An 18,858-nucleotide genomic window follows, 5' to 3' on the forward strand; every position below is an offset into this window, starting at 1 on the left:
TATTTATTACTTGATTCTGATTGTTGTTGCTGCCGATTGTAATCCTTCACTTTCTGCTTTTACCGTAAATTGTCCTTTTTCTCCTTTTTTCGCTTTAACTATTACTAAAACTTTTCCGTTATAAGCAGGTCTTTCAGTACTTTGAAAAGGCACAAAACTAGTTGCATCACCATTATCAGTTGCAACGATTTCTCCATTACCTTCAATCGAAAACTTAACTAATGGATTTGTGCGAGGAACCATCAAACCTTCTTTATCAGTAACATCGACGGTTACGAAAATCAAATCAACATCGTCCGCAAGTACTTCTGATCTATCCGCTGAAATTTTTAATTTTGTTGCTGTTCCGGTAGTTTTAACAATATCTGTCGCCCAATTTTTACCATTTTTATAACAAACAACTTTTAGTTCGCCAGGAACATAAACCACATCATCCCAAGTCAAACGGAAATCTTTTCCTGCTTCCATTTTCTTTCTTCCAAGACTTTTTCCGTTAAGGAACAACTCTCCTTCATCCCCCGAAGTGTAAACATGTACAGGAACTACTTGCCCAACACGTTCGCTCCAATTCCAATGCGGAAGAATGTGAGCCGTTGGAACATCTGGTCTCCAATGTGATTTGTAAATATAATAGCGGTCTTTTGGGAAACCGGCTAAATCGATAATTCCGAAATAACTACTTCTTGATGGCGGATTAGTTTTTTGTAATTCTGCCAATTTCGCTTCCAATTCTCCTTGTTTTGAAGGATCACTTCTAAAATTCAGCAAGTTCGTTTCATCTGAATTATAAGGTGTTGGTTCTCCCAAATAATCAAAACCTGTCCAAACATATTCTCCTAATAAATGCGGATACTTTGCATTGATACGAAATTGTCCATCAGGCGAATAACCCCATCCCGGAAATGCATCGTCATAAGACGAAATTTGCCAAGACGTTTTATTGTATTTATCGTCAAAGAAATATTCTCCACGAGAACTTACCGTTGATGCTGTTTCGCTTCCAAGTGTTGGTTTATTCGCATATCTTGGATCAACATCCCATTTTGGTTGTTGGTCAAAAAAATAATTTATTCCCATAACATCGATTGCAACAGCCGCTCCGGATCCTCTTCCTCCATCAGGATCATTATATCCATTTGAAACCGGACGTGTTGGATCTTCTCTACGCATGATATCTGCCAATTCTTTGGTCATTTTTACATTTAGCTGATCTGGAATTTCATTTCCAATTGACCAAATAAATACCGAAGGATTATTTCTGTCTCTGCGTACTAATGCCACTAAATCTTTTTCGTGCCATTCATCAAAAATCACATTATAATCTAATTTTTTCTTGCCCGTTTTCCACGCATCAAAAGCTTCATCCCAAACCAGGAATCCCATTTTATCTGCCAATTCTAACAATTCAGGAGCAGGAGGATTATGAGAAGTACGCAAAGAATTACAGCCCATTTCTTTCAACATTATCAATTGTCTTTTTAATGCCGAAGTATTGATCGCAGCTCCCAAAGCACCTAAATCGTGGTGATTACAAGTTCCGAAGATTTCGACTCTTTTTCCGTTCAGAAGAAATCCGTTTCTTGGTGTAAATTCTATAGTTCGAATACCAAAAGGCGTATTATAAGTGTCCACAACTTTTCCGTCAATACTAACTTTAGTTTGCGCCACATAACGATTTGGCGTTTTTAAATCCCATAATTTAGGATTGTTTAAAACCGAATGTGTTTCTGCTTCTTCAGTTCCGTTAGCTTTGATTTCAAGAGTTGAAGGAATTAACGAACCTACTTTTGCTTTAAGCTTATCATTGATATCTATCTCGTATAAGTCAGTTGTAACAACTGCTTTTACGGTTTTATTTGTGGCATTGTCAACGTTTACCAATACTCTGACATCAGCAGCTTCTTTAGTAACATTTGGAGTTGTAACGTAAGTTCCCCAATGCCCAACATGTACCGGATTGGTTTTTACCAACCACACGTGGCGATAAATTCCTGCGCCGGGATACCAGCGAGAATCCCAGTTTTCAGTATCTAAACGAACTGCTAAGATATTTTCCTGTCCAAATTTTAAAAATGGAGTCAAATTCATTCGGAAAGAATTGTAACCATAAGGCCAGGTTCCTACATAATTTCCGTTCAGATAAATTTTGGCATTAGCCATAGCACCATCAAAATCAACAAAAATCTGTTTCCCTGAATCTGAAGCCGGAACAGTAAAATGTTTGCGATACCAACCAATTCCTTTCCACGGCAATTTTCCTGTTTCTCCTCTTAACTCAATTCTAAAAGGTCCTTTAATCGCCCAATCATGTGGCAAGTTTAATTTTTCCCAGTTGGTTTCATTCGTAGAAACAGCTTCTAAGTTCTTTGGTTCTTCTTTAACTAATCCATCCGCCTGAGATCCGTATCGTGAAAAAAGCCAATTATCATCAAATGACTGCGTATCGGTCGAACCCATTCTCTTTATTGGCATGTTCTGTGAAAATACAGAAAAACTGATCATCGAACAGATCAGCAAAACAAGGTAATTGTTCAGCGAAAATATCTTTTTGGTTATCTTCATTTTGGTTGGTTATTTTGGTTTTGTTCGCAAAAACGAACGCAATTAGTCAACTATAAACTACAGAGAACGGTCTAAATGTGTATATCCTCCATCGACATAAATCAACTGACCTGTTGTGTGACTTGATTTATCAGATAATAAGAAAACAGTCATATTGGCGATTTCCTCTGCGGTTGTCATTCTGTTTTCGAACGGAATTTTGGCTGTAATTTCTTTTAACTTTTGCTCCGGATTTTCAAGTGTATTAATCCATGCATCGTATAAAGGCGTATAACATTCAGCCACAATAACCGAATTAACACGTATTCCGTATTTCAATAATTCGACAGCCCATTCGCGGGTTAAAGCATTACGCCCACCATTTGAAGCCGCATAAGCTGACGTATTTCCTTGTCCAGTATCCGCAACTTTTGAACCTATATTTACAATTGCACCTTTTGTTTTTTTCAACTCAGGCAAAGCGTATTGTGCCATCAGATAATAATGAACTACGTTTTTATGAATCGATGCCATAAAACTTTCGTAATCCCCACTTTCCAGACCAACGCCATCATTGACACCTGCATTATTGATTAACCCATCAATGCGACCGCAAAGCTGAATTACCTGTTCTACGGCATTTTTACAAGCTTCGGGATTAGTCAATTCGGCAACGACTGATAATGCTTTTCCTCCTTCAGCTTCGATTTCTTTAACAGCAATTTGATTGTCAGCATCTGCTCTTCCTATTATTACAGGAATAGCTCCTTCAGCAGCCAAAACTTTACAAATCCCAAATCCTATTCCTTTTGCTCCACCGGTTACGATAATTATTTTGTCTGTGAGATTAAGGTTCATTTTGTTCTCTATTTAAGTTGAATAGTTATTTCTTTTAGTTGTGTATAAAACACATATCCGTTTATTAATCTTTTAAATCGTAAAAATTAATTGCGTTCTTGCTCCAGAATTTATCCTGATCTGCTTTCGAAAATTTCGAAAAATAATCTTCTACAATATCACATGATTCTGCATAAGATGCTGCCAGTAAACTCACCGGCCAATCACTGCCAAACATCAATCGATCAATTCCAAACACCTCTGTAACAACATTTAAACAATAAGTAAAGTCCACAGCGGTCCAATTATTCCAGTCGGCTTCAGTCACTAAACCCGAAACCTTACACATCACATTTGGAAATTGTGCTATAGCTCTGATACCTTTTTCCCACTCTCTGAAATCCTTATTTTTGAAATCCGGTTTCGCCAAATGATCGATAACAAACTTTTGTTCCGGAAATTTTGCCACCAGTTTTGCTGCATTTTCCAAATGTTTTGGAAAAATCAAAATGTCATAAGTGAAATTATGTTTTACCAATTTCGAAATTCCATTTTGAAATCTTTCCGACAACATAAAATCAATATCTGCTTCGGCCTGAACGATGTGTCTGAATCCCTTTAGTTTTTCATATTTGGTATAATATTCCAAACGTTCTTCAATATTTTCAGCACATAAATCTACCCAACCCACAACACCTTTGATGAAATTATTGTCTTTTGCCAAATCCAAAAGAAAGCGAGTTTCATCTTCACTCTGATCTGCCTGAACAGCCACACAACCGTCAATCTGATTTTCTAACAATAAAGGTTTTAAATCCGAAGGCAAAAAGTCCCGTTTGATCACTTTCATTTCTTCATTGATCCAGGCGTCTTTTACAGCGTCGTATTTCCAAAAATGTTGGTGGCTATCTATTTTCATGCAAATCAAATATTTTATCCATTATCATCCATTTTTCGCCTTCCTTCGCCCAAGGCAATGCTTTTTGATATTTCCACATCAGTTCTTCCCATTTCTGAACTATCGGATTATTGGCATCCATTTGCCCTTTTCTTTCAAAAGTAAAAGTTTCATTGGCCTCAATAATCATAAACATTCTGTTACCAACGCAATAAATATCAAGATTTTCAATCCCCGAATTGGTGATGCTTTCTGTGATTTCCGGCCAAATCTTTTCATGATATTTCTTGTATTCGGCCATTAGTGTTGGATCTTCATTCAAATCTAATGCAAGACAATATTTTTGGGTTACCATATTATTTTATTTAAAATCTCAGATTAAAAACCTAAAACCATTTGATTATCAATTAAAAACAAAGATTAATAGTTATCTTTTCGATTTCTGTTTTTATATTTTTTATAACGAATTCCTTATAACACGAGCGCAATGCCTATTATCCTTAACAATAAGAAACGAATCTACTAAATCGTTTTATGTTTTCGAACACAATATTTTGCTTCAATCTTAAAAAAATAAAATTATTAGATTATTAAGTTTTATTTTAACTCAAAATTATCATTAATTAAGCATTTATTATCTTTTTAATTAATTTCACAAAAAACAACTAAATAAGTAGCTATTTTAATATTAATTTGCTCAATTAAAAAAAATAAGATCAATTTACAGAATAAAGAATCAAAAAACTTATCCGTAATTTCAGAAAAAAATAAAATAGATTTAATAAAAAAAGTATTAGATCATAGCTTATATAAATCAAAAATTGAAAGTTTAAAATTTGTGCCTTTAGGCACTAAAGATTGGTAGAAAACGGGGAATATGAAAATAAATTTAGCGTGCGGTAGGTACGCAATAGTTATCATTTTGTTGCGTACCTACGGCACGCCAATGAATTTCGAATCTATTAGAACTACCAATATTTAGTGCCTAACGACACATTTCAATTCCTGATTCATACAATACATCAACAATTAAAAAATATTAGTTTACAAAAAAGGCATATAAAATTACGCCACAGCATTTTTTCTGTATTCCTTAGGAGTTGTTCCTATTAATTTTTTGAACAGCTTATTGAAGTTTGAAGCTGTTTTATACCCACATTCATAGGCAATTTCCGAAATACCTAAATCAGTTTCAATTAGATACTTACAAGCATTTGATACTCTGATTTCATTCAGATATTCTACAAAAGGTTTTTTTGTTTTAGCTTTAAACATTCTGCAAAAAGATGTAGGTGTCAGATTCGCAATTTTAGAGATTTCATCAAGCGATATTTCCTCTTTATAATTTGACTTCACATATTGAAAAACGGCTGCAAGTCGGTCATTTTTATTATCCTCATCAACTGATATATACGAATCATCATTGATAAATCTCAGATCTTTACTTTTTGACAAAAGAAACAAAATTTCAATCAGTCCCATGATAACTTCAAAACCTTTCTTTTTGAGCAATTTTTCCATTTTTTTAGAAACTACTGCATTTGTCTGTCCGGTAATCGACACACCTTTTACGGCCTGAGATAGAAACTTTTTAACTTCCTGGGCTTCCGGTAATTCATAAAAAGAATTTCCAAAAAGGTCTTTGCTAAAATAAATCACCATCGCTTTAGCCTTTAAACTATTAATTCCTTTATAAAAAATTTCATCATTAAGCCAAACATGCGGAATATCATCTCCAAGAAAAATCATATCTCCGGCTTCGAACGATTCTACAGAATTTCCTATAATTCGTTTTCCATGGCTTTCTAAAATATAAACCAGCTCAAATTCCGGATGCGAATGAAAAGGCGACTGAAAAAAAGATTCTTCACGAGAAAATACAGAAAGTGATGTATTCGTGTAGGAAGCGATATTTGTCTTTACAATTTTCATTTTAAGAATAGCAATGATAATTAATAATTAAATAATGATAAAATTGGATTAATTACTAAATTGATTTAGATATAATTTTAGAATTCCCAAAAAAACAAAAATAACAAAAAATGTTTATGAGCCAACTAAATCGTTTTATTAACGTCAAAATATACAAAAACAATTCAAAAATAAGTAGTTAATACAGTAATTATTGACAAATTTTTTTGGTTTTATTTTATCACTTTAATTAGATTAATTGGCTAAGTCAAAAGTGATTGAAATCAAAATCAAAGTGTTCCTATAAAAAAACAATGGATATTATTGAGACTGAAAGCCATATCCTAAAAAATAAAATAAAAAAAATGAAAAAAGGATTCCTAATTTTCTTAATTGCCCTGGGTGCAAATTCGATCGCACAAACAAAAGCCACTGGAAATGTCGTTGAATATTTTGGAAAAGAAAAAATCACAACAACTGCCGAAGGAAATGTTCTGTATAATTTCATTACTGGTTATACGCTTGCTTCCGACAAAAGAACCGGTACACTTTTTAACGGACAAGATCCCGTTGCCTGGCAATACGCCGTTGGAAAATTTGTAAATCCAAATAAACAAAAAGGAGATTGGCAGCCTATCGAAGTCGATTCTGTTGGAGTTTTTAGTCGGAAGGAAATGAAATCAGCTTTTCTTTTTACGGAATATAATTCGCCAAAAGAGCAAATCGCACTTCTGGAAACTACAGGAGGAACCCGTACTTATATAAATGGTTTACCGCACGAAGGTGATCATTATGATTTTGGATATACTTTGATTCCATTTAAACTTCGAAAAGGTGTAAACGAATTTATTTATACAAAAGGTCGTTTTGGTCGTGTTAAATCCAAAATTATTATACCCTCAAAAAGTATTCAGTTTACCAAACGTGATTTGACGCTTCCGGATGTTATTAATGGCGAAAAAGACGAAAAATGGGCTTCTATTCGTATCATAAATGCGACTGAAAGAGAGCTGAAAAACCTTGTTATTACTACAAAATTGTCAAGTGGAGAAACGGCTAAATATGCAACTGATGCCATTATGCCTTTGTTTGTCAGAAAAGTAAAATTTAAAGTTCCAGCGGCAAAAGAGAATTTTACTGGCGAATTAAAAATGGAAATAACACTTACAGACAAAAACGGAAAAGTAATTGACAAAACTGAAATTACAATTCAACAACGTTCTGCAACGGTTCATCATGAACGTACTTTTTTGAGTAAGGTCGATAATAGTGTACAATATTACAGTGTTGCTCCCGCGCTGGAAAGCGGACCAAAAGCGTTAATACTTTCGGTTCACGGCGCTTCTGTTGAAGCACGAAATCAGGCACGAGCTTACAAACAAAAAGATTGGGCTACTATTGTTGCTGCCACAAATCGTCGTCCATTTGGTTTTAATTGGGAAGATTGGGGAAGAATCGATGCCTTGGAAGTTTTGGCTGAAGCTAAAAAAGTATTCAATACAATTCCTGCTCAAACCTACTTAACAGGTCACTCAATGGGTGGTCACGGAACCTGGTTTTTGGGAACGACATATCCTGATAAATTTGCCGCAATTGCTCCTTGTGCCTCTTATCCTGATATTTCGACTTACGGATCTGATAAAGGCGACGAAATGCACGATATGTTTAAAGCCTTTGATCCAATCAAACGTTCGGCTAATTCAGGTCGTATCAAAAGTATTATACAAAACCTGAAACAATCAGGCGTTTATATTCTGCATGGCGATGCTGATTCGACTGTACCAATTTCGCAAGTGAGAGAAATGCGTCAGATTTTAGGAACTTTTCATCCTAACTTTTGTTACTACGAATATCCCGGAGGCGAACACTGGTATGGCGATCATTCTGTAGATTGGTTTCCGATTTTTGAATTCTTCAAACGTCAAACAATTCCAACAAACAAAGAAGTTAAAGCAATTGATTTCCATACCGCTACTCCTGCGGTCTCTTCAACGGATTATTGGTTAAAGTTACAGCAGCAAATATACCCATTTGAGTTTTCTAACATTGATGCCAAAATTGTTAAAGGACAAATTACTATCAAAACAGAAAATGTTGCGATTATGGAACTTGATTTGGTTTCATTGGATTTAAAAGGTGAAATCACAATCAATATCAACGATCAAACCTTAAAAACAGCAGCAGATAAAAAAGCGATTTTGGCTTTAAAAGACAAAAAATGGGATTTTATAAATGAAATCAATACTGCCGAAAAATATGCAGAACGTCAAGGCGGATTCAAGTTTGCTTTCAATAATAATGTCGTTTTTGTTTATGCTACAGGCGGATCTGCTTCTGAACGTGAATGGTACCTCAACAGAGCGCGTTTTGACGCTGAAACTTTTTATTACAGAGGAAACGGAAGTATTGATGTGATTTCGGACAAAGAATTTTCATTAGAAAAATACAAAGATCGAAATGTGATAATTTATGGAAATGCTTCGAACAATAGCGCATGGAAGTTGTTGTTGAAAAATTCTCCAATTCAAATTGACAATCAACAAGTCAAGATAGACAGCAAAGTCTTGAAAGGAGATGATTTGGCAGCTTATTTTGTAGTGCCAAGAAACGATAGCAAAACGGCGATGATTGGTGTTGTAGCAGGAACTTCTGAAAAAGGAATGAAAGCAACTTGGGCAAACAATTATATTTCCGGAATTACAGGTTTTCCCGATGTCATGATTTTCAAAGCTGATTTACTTTTGAACGGTTTACCAAATATGAAAGTAAGCGGTTTCTTTGATAATGAATGGTCTGCCAAAACATTAGAATTTTATAATTAAAACTTTTTATATTCGACAAAATGACTGACATTAAATTACTAATACGATTTAGCATTTAAATAAAAACATATATTTTTAGCAGCTCTATTACTTGTAATCATAATTGAGGTACAACATAAAAAACAACAAAAAATAAAAGAACAAAAGTCAAAAGATGGAAAAAAGATTTGCAATAGCCATGGATGTTGGAGGTTCACATATTACGACCGCAATTGTTGATCTAAATGAGATGAAAGTCTTTGAAAACTCCTTTTTTAAGGTTTCTTTCGATTCTAATTTACCCAGCAAAGAGGTAATGGATTATTGGGAAAATGCTATTCGTGCTTTATGGGTGAAATCTCAGGTGAAAAAATTATCCGGAATCGCCATGGCATTTCCCGGACCATTTGATTATCACGATGGAACTTGTTGGATTAAAGATCAGGATAAATACAATAATTTCTATGGACTGAATATAAAAGATCTATTAAGAGAACGTTTCGATTTTGATCTGGACTTTCCTATTGTTTTTGAAAATGATGCTAAAAGTTTTGGGAAAGGCGAAGTTTACAAAAACATGAAAAATCTCCCTAAAAATGTAATGGCAATTACTTTAGGAACAGGGCTTGGTGCTTGCTTTATAGAAAATGGAAAAATTATAAACACTGGAAATAATGTTCCTGAAAATGGCGAAATCTGGAATCTTCCCTACAAAAATGGCATTGCCGAAGATTCTGTGTCATTAAGAGGTTTGCTTTCTAATTATCAGAATTTAAGCGGTATTCAATTAAATAATGGGCTTGAATTATACCTTTTGGCAATTGAAGGAGATAAAAAAGCAATAGAAGCCTTTCATAAATTTGGAGATGATCTGGCCGAAATTGTACTTCCGTGGCTAAAAAGCTTTAATGCCAATATGTTTGTTATTGGAGGAAAAATAGCAAACGCCGGAGACTTATTTCTGAATATTTTCAAAGAAAAAGTAAAAAACGCAGGAATCGAAATGGAACTGGTGATCTCAACAGACAATGAAACTACCGCTTTATTAGGAGCTGCCAGCTTACTTTATGAAGCTTAAGAATAAAAATACTTTCTGATTTTCAACAATCAGATTTAAAATAAAATGATATGACAAATCGTAGAAATTTTCTAAAAACAACTGCAATGGCCTCGGCTGCGGTAGCATTAAGTTCTTTCACAGGAAAATCGGAAGAAATAAAAGAGCAAAACGAACTTCCTGATGGAAAAATAAGAAAACCTATTGTACTTTCTACATGGAATTTTGGTTTGAAAGCCAATGAAGCGGCCTGGGAAGTGTTGAAAAACGGAGGTCGCGCGCTGGATGCTGTAGAAGCCGGAGTAAAAGTTCCTGAAGCAGATCCAAAAGAAAGAAGTGTTGGTTATGGCGGAAGACCTGACAGAGACGGGCGAGTAACGCTAGACGCTTGCATCATGGATGAAATGTCGAACATTGGTTCTGTAGGCTGTCTTGAATTTATTAAACACCCTATTTCTGTAGCTCGTGCCGTAATGGAAAAAACGCCTCACGTTATGTTGGTCGGTGATGGAGCACTTCAATTTGCATTATCGCAAGGTTTTCCAAAAGAAAATCTATTGGTTCCTGATTCCGAAAAAGAATGGAAAGAATGGTTAAAAACTTCTGAATATAAACCAATTGCTAATATTGAAAATCATGATACTATTGGAATGATTGCTTTGGATGCTTCCGGTAATCTCTCCGGAGCCTGTACTACAAGCGGAATGGCATTTAAAATGCACGGACGTTTAGGCGATTCTCCAATAATTGGTGCTGGTTTGTATGTCGATAACGAAATTGGTGCCGCAACCGCAACTGGTCACGGTGAAGAAGTGATTCGGATTTCAGGAAGCCACTTGGTTGTTGAGTTAATGCGTCAGGGAAAATCTCCACAAAAAGCCTGTGAGGAAGCCGTTTTGAGAGTGGTAAAACTGATGAAGAACAGAAATAAAAATTTAAAAGATATTCAAGTTGGCTTTATTGCTTTAAACAAAAAAGGCGATTACGGTTCTTATTGCGTTCAGAGTGGTTTTAATTATGCTGTTTATGATGAAACCGGAAACCGATTGATTGATCCTGAGTTTTATATGAAATAGTTCCTGACCAAAACTAAAAAACGACTAAACAAAAAACCAAAAATGAAAAATAAATTCAAGTTAATATTTACGGCATTCGTCTGGTTCAGTGCATTTTCTGTTCAGGCGCAAGGTGATTTCAGCATGGAAGCCAACAAATCTGAAGAAGCAGGTTATATTGCACCAAAAGATCCATTGGTAAAAGCAAATCTTGAAAAATGGCAAGGCTACAAATTTGGGGTATTAATCCATATGGGACTTTATACTCAATTGGGAACGGTAGAATCTTGGGGATTAGCACCTGAAGATTGGGTAACCAGAGATGGTTACGACGATTATTACAAATACGCTACTGACTACAGAAATACGAAATATAAATTGAATCCCACGAATCTGAATTCTGAGAAATGGGCGAAAATGTTCAAAAATGCAGGTGCAAAATATATGATTTTCACCTCTAAACATCATGATGGATTTTGTATGTATGATTCAAAATTTACTGATTTCAAAATTACAAATCCAGCTTTACCTTATGCAAAAAATCCAAAAGCTGATGTATTAAAAGATGTATTGGATGCTTCAAGAAAAGAAGGATTGGCAGTAGGAGTTTATTACTCAAAACCCGACTGGACTACTGAAAACTTTTGGTGGTCGTATTATCCTCCAAAAGACAGAAATCCTACTTATGACATCAAAAAATTCCCGGAGAGATGGCAAAGTTATGTACAATACACCCAAAATCAGTTGAACGAGTTGACTACAAATTATGGAAAAGTTGATATTCTTTGGCTTGACGGATGTTGGGTTCGACCACTTTCTACCATTAACAAAAAGGTAGAAGAGTTCTGTAAATATCCTTACGATATGGATATCAACATGAAATTAATCTCAGAAACTGCCCGCAAAAAACAACCCGGAATGTTGGTTGTAGATCGTTGGGTTCCCAGTGAATATGAAAATTATTTAACACCGGAACAAAAAACACCTGAAAAACCTTTGACTGTGCCTTGGGAAAGTTGCATTACCCTTGGCGGGGCTTGGGGATGGGTACCAAATGATCATTATAAATCATCTAAGGAAGTTATACAATTAATGACTAATATTGTGGTCAAAGGAGGAAATCTTTTACTGGGTGTAGGTCCGGATGCTAAAGGTGAATTTGATCCAAAAATCGAAACAACTTTAGCTAACGTGGGAAAATGGTTAACGGTAAACGGTGAAGCTATTTACGACACTAAACCTGTTGCACCTTATTTAGACGGAAAAGTTGGTTATACTCAAAAAGGAAAAGCAATTTACGGAATTTATATGCCTGCAAAAGACGAAAAACAATTGCCTGCAGAGATTACTATTAAAACTAATATAAAAGGCAATTTGAAAGTTTCTTTATTAGCTAATAAACAAAAACTGAAAAGTAAATTAATAGACGGCGGAATTATAGTCACTATTCCGGAAGAACTAAGAACTTCTTTAGCAAATCAGGAAGCTGTTGTGATTAAAGTGATTCAATAATTCTAAGAAAGAAGATATTAAAACAAGAAAAATGAAAAAGCAATTATTAACAATTTTGGGATGTTTTGCCTTCTTGTCCGTGACGGCGCAGAGAATTGGTCCACCAGATCCTTATGGAGCATTGCCAACCGAATCGCAATTGCGTTGGCAGGAATTGGAACAATATGTTTTGGTACATTTTACGCCAACAACTTTTCAAAATAAAGAATGGGGATATGGTGATGCCGATCCTAAAATCTTTAATCCTGCAAAATTTGATGCAAGTCAAATTGTGAATGCTGCCAAAGACGGCGGTTTTAAGGGTGTAATTTTTGTTGCCAAACACCACGATGGATTTTGTTTGTGGCCAACCAAAACAACTTCTTATAACATTAGCAAAAGTCCTTTTCGAGATGGAAACGGTGATATGGTAAAAGAATTTGAAATTGCAGCGCGCAAAGCAGGAATGAAATTTGGACTTTATTGTTCGCCTTGGGATCGAAATAATGAAGATTATGGAAAACCTGAATATGTAGAGAAATATAGAAATCAGTTAAGGGAATTATACTCTAATTATGGGGATTTATTCATTACCTGGTTTGATGGTGCAAATGGTGGCGATGGCTATTATGGTGGTAAAAATGAGAAAAGAAACATCGACAGATCTACTTATTATGGATGGGATAAAACCTGGGGAATATCTCGTGAACTGCAACCCGGAGCCGTTATTTTTGCTGATAATGGAGATGTACGCTGGGTAGGAAATGAAAGAGGTTTTGCAAATGAAACTTCTTGGGAAACTTTTACACCGGAACCAATCGCAGGAAAAACAGTAGCAGTTCCCGGAGAAACCGACTCGGATAAAGCTCAGGGCGGAACACGAAACGGTAAATTCTGGAAACCTGCAGAATGCGATGTACCGCTTAGAAATGGCTGGTTTTATCATGCTAATGAAGACAATAACGTAAAATCAGTTTCAGAGTTATTCGAAATTTACTGTAAATCTGTTGGAAGAGGCGCTGCGATGGATATCGGAATTTCACCAAATACAGACGGTTTATTACATCAAAATGATGTTAAGGCTTTGAAAGATTTTGGCGATTTCCTAAAGAAATTATTTGCTGATAATCTTGCACAATCGGCTGTAATTACTGCTTCGGAGATTCGTGGTGAAAATCAAATATTTTTCGGAACAAAGAATCTGACTGATAACGATCGTTATTCTTACTGGGCAACAAATGATGATGTAAAAAAAGCGTGGCTACTTTTAGAATGGAAAAAAGAACAAACATTTAATATCATTCGTCTAAGAGAAAATATCAAGTTAGGGCAACGCATTGAAAAAATAGAAATTGATGCTTTTAACAATGGAATTTGGAAAAAAATAGGCGAAGCTACAAGTATTGGCGCTAACAGATTGGTACGTTTACCAAATTACGTTACAACTTCAAAATTGAGAATTCTAATTAAAGAATCTCCGGTTTCTATTGCTTTAAGCGATATTGGTGTTTTTAGAGAGTCGGAACAATTACCAATTCCAAAAATTAAAAGAGACAAAGACGGAAACATTTCTATCACAACTGAAACAACGGTAAATCAAATTCATTATACAATCGACGGAACGGAACCAACCGAGAAATCTCCAATTTATGAAGGTATATTTTCATTTTTGTCTTCAGGTAATATCAAAGCCAAATCTTTTGGGACCGATATGAAATCCGGCGAAACTTCAATTCAATCCTTTAATATTTGCAAAAAAGACTGGAAAATAGTTAGCACTTCTTTTGAAAATCCGGAGAAAGAAGAATCATCGAATGTTATTGATGAAAATACCGAAACTTTCTGGAGTACCACTGATAACACTTCATTAACGCCTTTACCTCAATTTATAGTTATTGATATGGGGCAAGAAATAGAAATCACGTCTTTATCATATTTGCCTCGTCAAATGGGAACTGGTGGAATTGTAAAAAATTACCAATGGGAAGTAAGTACCGATGAGATAAACTGGACAACAGTTGCTGCAGGTGAATTTGCAAATATCAAAAGTAATCCGGTGGAGCAAAATATCACATTAAAAGCATCAACGAAAGCCAGATATATTAAATTTATTGGAAAAACCAGTGTAGATGGAAAGTATATTTCGATAGCAGAATTAGGTGTAAAAACTTTAAAATAAGCCTGTTTTCTTTCCTATAAGACTTAAAATAAAAAAGAGGACATCCTATCGAATGTCCTCTTTTTTATGTTTAAATTCTAACCTGATATTTCCGAAACTTACGGACTGAACATAAAGCTTAAACACAATCTTGTCATTTCGACCAAAGGGAGAAATCACACGTGTAACTCTACAAAGATTGGCGATTATGCTGGCGGAGTTTCTAGTGTGATTTCTCCTCCGTCGAAATGACAAAAATCTTTGCGATTTAACTTAATGACATTGTCCAGCGAATTTTAATTGTAATTGTGCTCTTTATTCCTGAATCACTTTTAATGTTGTTCCGTTTACAAAATCATCATGCGAGATAAAGAAACTATTCAAAGCTTTTCCATTTACCTGAATTTCTTTAATTTTTCCATCTGTATTGATTTCTCGTTCAATTATAATGTTTTCTTTTTTATAATATCTTGAATCTAATTGAATCGTTATTTTATCAAACATTGGCGTTGTTATAGTATAAATTGGATCTCCGGGCGATATTGGATAGAATCCCATCATCGAATACACCAGCCATGCCGACATTGTTCCTGTGTCATCATTTCCGGGTAATCCTTTTGGTTCATTTTTGAAATATTCTTTTACTAATTTCTTTACCATTTCCTGACTCTTCCACTCCTCTCCTTTTACGTAATTGAATAAATATGGATAGGCAATATCCGGCTCGTTTGCCATATCAAATTGTTTGATGTCAAAAACTTTTTGCAATTGATCTGAAAACGGTTTATCACCACCCATTAATTTTATCAATCCCCTGATATCATGTGGCACCATAAAAGCATATTGCCACGCATTGCCTTCGATAAATCCAACATTTGCCTGAAAATTAGCGCCTGCTATCGGATCAAAAGGTTCATACCAATTGTCTATAGCAGTTCTTGGTCGAAGTAATTTCAAATCTTTATCATATAATTTTCGGTATGATAAAGAACGTTTAGTAAAACGTTTATAGTCTTCTTTTTCACCTAAAGCTTTCGCTAAAAGTGAAATCGCATAATCAGAAGTATTATATTCCAACGTTGTAGAAACAGGTCCCGGGTAATTGGTTGATAAATATCCTTTGTCGAGATATTCTTTAAGTCCCGGACGTAACGGATTATCTTCAATTTGGTCTGCACCTTTTAACATTGCATGGTAAGCTTTGTAAATATCAAAATCCTGAATTCCCTTTAAGCAGGCGTCTACTATAACGATACTTGCCGGATCTCCAACCATTGTAAATGTTTCTGTTGAATTTAATTCCCATTTTGGCAACCAGCCGTTTTCATCATACATTTCCAACATACTTTTTATCATATCCGATTGTTGCTTAGGATAAACTAAAGACGTTAACGGATGCATGTTTCGATACGTATCCCACAAAGAAAACACGGTATAACGCGTGTCTGTGGTTTTTCCAATTTTACTTCTTTTTATTCTGGGATATTCACCATTTACATCATTTAAAGTATTAGGATGAATTAAAGTATGATACAATGCAGTATAAAAAATAGTCTTATCCTCTTTTGTACCTCCTTCGACCAAAATTTTAGAAAGTTCCTTATTCCATTCGTCATAAGTTTCTTTATAAACAGCTTCAAATGATTTATCTCCGGTTTCTTTTTCTAAATTCTCACGGGCATTTTCAATACTCACATAAGAAACTCCAATTTTAACTTCGACTGTTTCTTTTTTATTAAACTGATACGTAAAATAAGTTCCAATACTATCTCCAACGACTGTCTTAACGGTGCTTTTCATCATTCGGGTTTTACCGTTGTAACCCATCCATTGTGCTTCTACACCTTCGTATTTTGATGTTTTTTTCCAAACTCCGTAATGATCTGCCGGTTTAGAAAATTTTGCCACAAAATAAACCGGATAAGCATCTTCAGGACTATTATAACAAAATGAACCTACAGAACGCATACCTTCTATTTCTGTTGAGGAAACTACTTTTACCATAGCTCCTTCTTCGTTTGTTAATCCTAAACCAAGATTCAGTAAAATATTAGATTGCCCTTTTGGGAAAGTAAATTTGCTAACTCCTACTCTTTTCGAAGCTGTAAATTCTCCCTTAACCTTATATTTATCAATATCTACACTATAATAAGCTGTTTTAGCAACTTCATTAGAATAAGTTGAACCGTATTTTAAATGATTGGTTTCAACCGCTCCCGTCGTTGGCATTAGCAAAATAACACCTAAATCAGGGCAGCCAACACCGCTTAAATTCACCTGACTAAATCCGGTTAAAAATGTATTTTCATTTACATAAGGATTAGACAACCACTGACTGTCTTTTTCTAAAGGCCGATTTTGAGGTCCTGCAACATTAAACGGACTAATACTTGCCATTCCTCTTGGTGCAATTGGCCCCGGAAAAGTAGCTCCATAATTGGAAGTCCCAATAAATGGATTCACAAAATCTGCGGGCTGCTGCCCAAAAGCCGTTATACTAAAAAACAGCATGCAAAAAATACATGCTGTTTGTAATGTTATTCTCATATTAAAAATCATAATTAATTTCCTATCTTATAATGGCGTCAATTTTTAAAGTCCAGGCTTCTTTACATGGCAAATTATTCCTTAAACTTTCCGGAATTATCACTTTAAATCCTTCCGCAAATTTAGTCCATTTCAATTGTATTTTGGAACCTAACATCGTAATTTTTGTTCCTTTTTTAGGAGTAATAGATTTTATAATAATCTCTGATGCAATTTTATCTTCTCCCTGTTTAGCTAAATAAAACAAAAATACATTTCCTTCTCTGTTTTGAGTCATGCAGATATTATTCTCTTTAAAAGGAGCAATTGGTTTTGTATTATAAATTGCTGTGCTGTTTACTTTCATCCAATCTCCGTAAGCTGCCAACAAATCATAAGCGCCTTGCTGCCAATCTCCTTCCGGACTGGGCGCAACATTCAGTAGTAGATTTCCGCCTTTTGCAACTACATCAATAAGCATGTGAATACCTTCTCTTCCTGTTAAATATTTAGCATCAGGAGTATAAGACCATCCACCGCCCGAAGTAATACAAGACTCCCACGGATAAGGCAATGTTTTTTCAGGAACACGATTTTCAGGAGTCAAATAGTTCTGGTTTTTTCCGTGAACTGCTCTGTCGACAACAATTAATCCCGGTTGTTTTTGGCGTGCTTTTACAACCAGCTCATCCATTTTTACATCCTGATCTACAACTCTGTGTTTTATAAATCCGTTTTTAGAAGTATTTTCTGCAAACTTCTCTTTATAATTTTCATCGATATTTTGTTGATCTCTCTTTTTCACCCATCCACCATCTAACCATAAAATATCTATTTTACCGTAATCAGTCAATAATTCTAAAATCTGATTGTGTGTAAAGTCAACATATTTCTGCCACTTTTCAGGATATAATGACGGGTCATAATTTACATTTCTGTCAAAAGGAGGAAAATAAGGATCCCAATAATTTTCGTTATGCCAATCTGGTTTAGAAAAATAAGCTCCAACAGATAAATTTTCTTTTCTAAAAGCATTAAAAACTTCTTTTGCAATATTTGCTTTCGGATTATTACTGAAAGCACATTCTTTATCTGTTACTTTATAATTGGTATATTTTGAATCGAACATAGAAAATCCATCATGGTGTTTTGTGGTAAAAACCATGTATTTCATTCCAGCCGCTTTTGCTGCTTTTGCCCATTTTTCAGGATCAAATTTCACTGGATTGAATGTTTTTTTCAAGCCTTCGTATTCCTTTACATATTGAGTATAGTTTCCGGGATTACTTCCTTTTTTACGTTCGCACCATCCATAATCCTCTGGACAAATTGACCACGATTCTACAATTCCCCATTGGCTGTAGGTTCCCCAATGCATTAGTAAACCAAACTTTTTACCTTGCCATTCTTCCAGATTTTTCAGCACTAACGGATCCGTTTCCGGTACATAGCGCTCATCTTCATAAATGGCCTGAGAAAATATTTGAACTGAAAATAAAATTGCGATTATAAATATTCCTCTTTTCATATTTACTCTTGTTTTTTGGTTTTGGTTTATTTTTTTTTTTAACACTTAGAGAAAT

At 34.9% G+C, this 18,858-nt stretch carries 12 protein-coding genes; 5 read left to right on the forward strand and 7 right to left on the reverse strand.

Going from position 1 to position 18,858, the window contains the following annotated elements; all coding sequences use genetic code 11:
• Nucleotides 1-6: 6 nt before the first annotated feature.
• The 5 genes from galB to CLU81_RS03295 form a co-directional block, all read right to left on the reverse strand.
• Nucleotides 7-2,562 (reverse strand): beta-galactosidase GalB, encoded by a 2,556-nt coding sequence (gene galB, locus CLU81_RS03275; RefSeq protein ID WP_099708521.1) that lies wholly within the window; start codon nt 2,560-2,562, stop codon nt 7-9.
• Between the two features lie 57 nt (nt 2,563-2,619).
• Nucleotides 2,620-3,399: an SDR family oxidoreductase gene (locus tag CLU81_RS03280; protein ID WP_099708522.1), complete on the reverse strand. Its 780-nt coding sequence runs from the start codon at nt 3,397-3,399 to the stop codon at nt 2,620-2,622.
• 64 nt (nt 3,400-3,463) lie between these two features.
• A complete protein-coding gene (locus tag CLU81_RS03285; protein WP_099708523.1) occupies nt 3,464-4,297 on the reverse strand; it encodes an amidohydrolase in 834 nt (277 codons plus the stop codon).
• Nucleotides 4,284-4,631 carry an L-rhamnose mutarotase gene (locus CLU81_RS03290; RefSeq protein WP_099708524.1) on the reverse strand — a complete coding sequence of 116 codons (348 nt, stop codon included), beginning with the start codon at nt 4,629-4,631 and terminating at the stop codon, nt 4,284-4,286. Before CLU81_RS03290 ends, CLU81_RS03285 begins: the two co-directional genes overlap by 14 nt.
• Before the next feature lie 710 nt (nt 4,632-5,341).
• Nucleotides 5,342-6,208, reverse strand: coding sequence for an AraC family transcriptional regulator (locus tag CLU81_RS03295; protein WP_099708525.1), 867 nt, complete (start codon nt 6,206-6,208; stop codon nt 5,342-5,344).
• A 344-nt stretch (nt 6,209-6,552) separates the two neighbouring features.
• On the opposite strand from CLU81_RS03295, the gene CLU81_RS03300 reads away from it, so the two are divergent.
• The 5 genes from CLU81_RS03300 (at nt 6,553) to CLU81_RS03320 (ending at nt 14,770) form a co-directional block, all read left to right on the forward strand.
• Entirely contained in the window at nt 6,553-9,009 is a 2,457-nt protein-coding gene (locus tag CLU81_RS03300; RefSeq protein WP_099712650.1) for a prolyl oligopeptidase family serine peptidase, read from the forward strand.
• 154 nt (nt 9,010-9,163) lie between these two features.
• On the forward strand, nt 9,164-10,066 hold the full coding sequence (locus CLU81_RS03305) for an ROK family protein (protein ID WP_099708526.1): 903 nt from the start codon (nt 9,164-9,166) through the stop codon (nt 10,064-10,066).
• Between the two features lie 50 nt (nt 10,067-10,116).
• Nucleotides 10,117-11,121, forward strand: a complete 1,005-nt coding sequence (locus CLU81_RS03310; RefSeq protein ID WP_099708527.1) for an isoaspartyl peptidase/L-asparaginase — start codon at nt 10,117-10,119, stop codon at nt 11,119-11,121.
• A gap of 42 nt (nt 11,122-11,163) precedes the next feature.
• The gene (locus CLU81_RS03315; RefSeq protein WP_099708528.1) at nt 11,164-12,612 is read left to right on the forward strand and encodes an alpha-L-fucosidase; all 1,449 of its coding nucleotides are present in this window, start codon (nt 11,164-11,166) and stop codon (nt 12,610-12,612) included.
• Nucleotides 12,613-12,643: 31 nt separating this feature from the next.
• Nucleotides 12,644-14,770 (forward strand): alpha-L-fucosidase, encoded by a 2,127-nt coding sequence (locus CLU81_RS03320; protein ID WP_099708529.1) that lies wholly within the window; start codon nt 12,644-12,646, stop codon nt 14,768-14,770.
• A gap of 294 nt (nt 14,771-15,064) precedes the next feature.
• On the opposite strand, the gene CLU81_RS03325 is transcribed toward CLU81_RS03320, so the two are convergent.
• Together CLU81_RS03325 and CLU81_RS03330 are read right to left on the reverse strand one after the other, a co-directional pair.
• On the reverse strand, nt 15,065-17,296 hold the full coding sequence (locus CLU81_RS03325; RefSeq protein ID WP_233209645.1) for a GH92 family glycosyl hydrolase: 2,232 nt from the start codon (nt 17,294-17,296) through the stop codon (nt 15,065-15,067).
• Between the two features lie 22 nt (nt 17,297-17,318).
• Nucleotides 17,319-18,803, reverse strand: coding sequence for an alpha-L-fucosidase (locus tag CLU81_RS03330; RefSeq protein WP_099712651.1), 1,485 nt, complete (start codon nt 18,801-18,803; stop codon nt 17,319-17,321).
• Nucleotides 18,804-18,858 lie beyond the last annotated feature (55 nt).

Source organism: Flavobacterium sp. 9 (assembly GCF_002754195.1).
In the GTDB taxonomy this organism is placed as follows: Bacteria; Bacteroidota; Bacteroidia; order Flavobacteriales; family Flavobacteriaceae; genus Flavobacterium.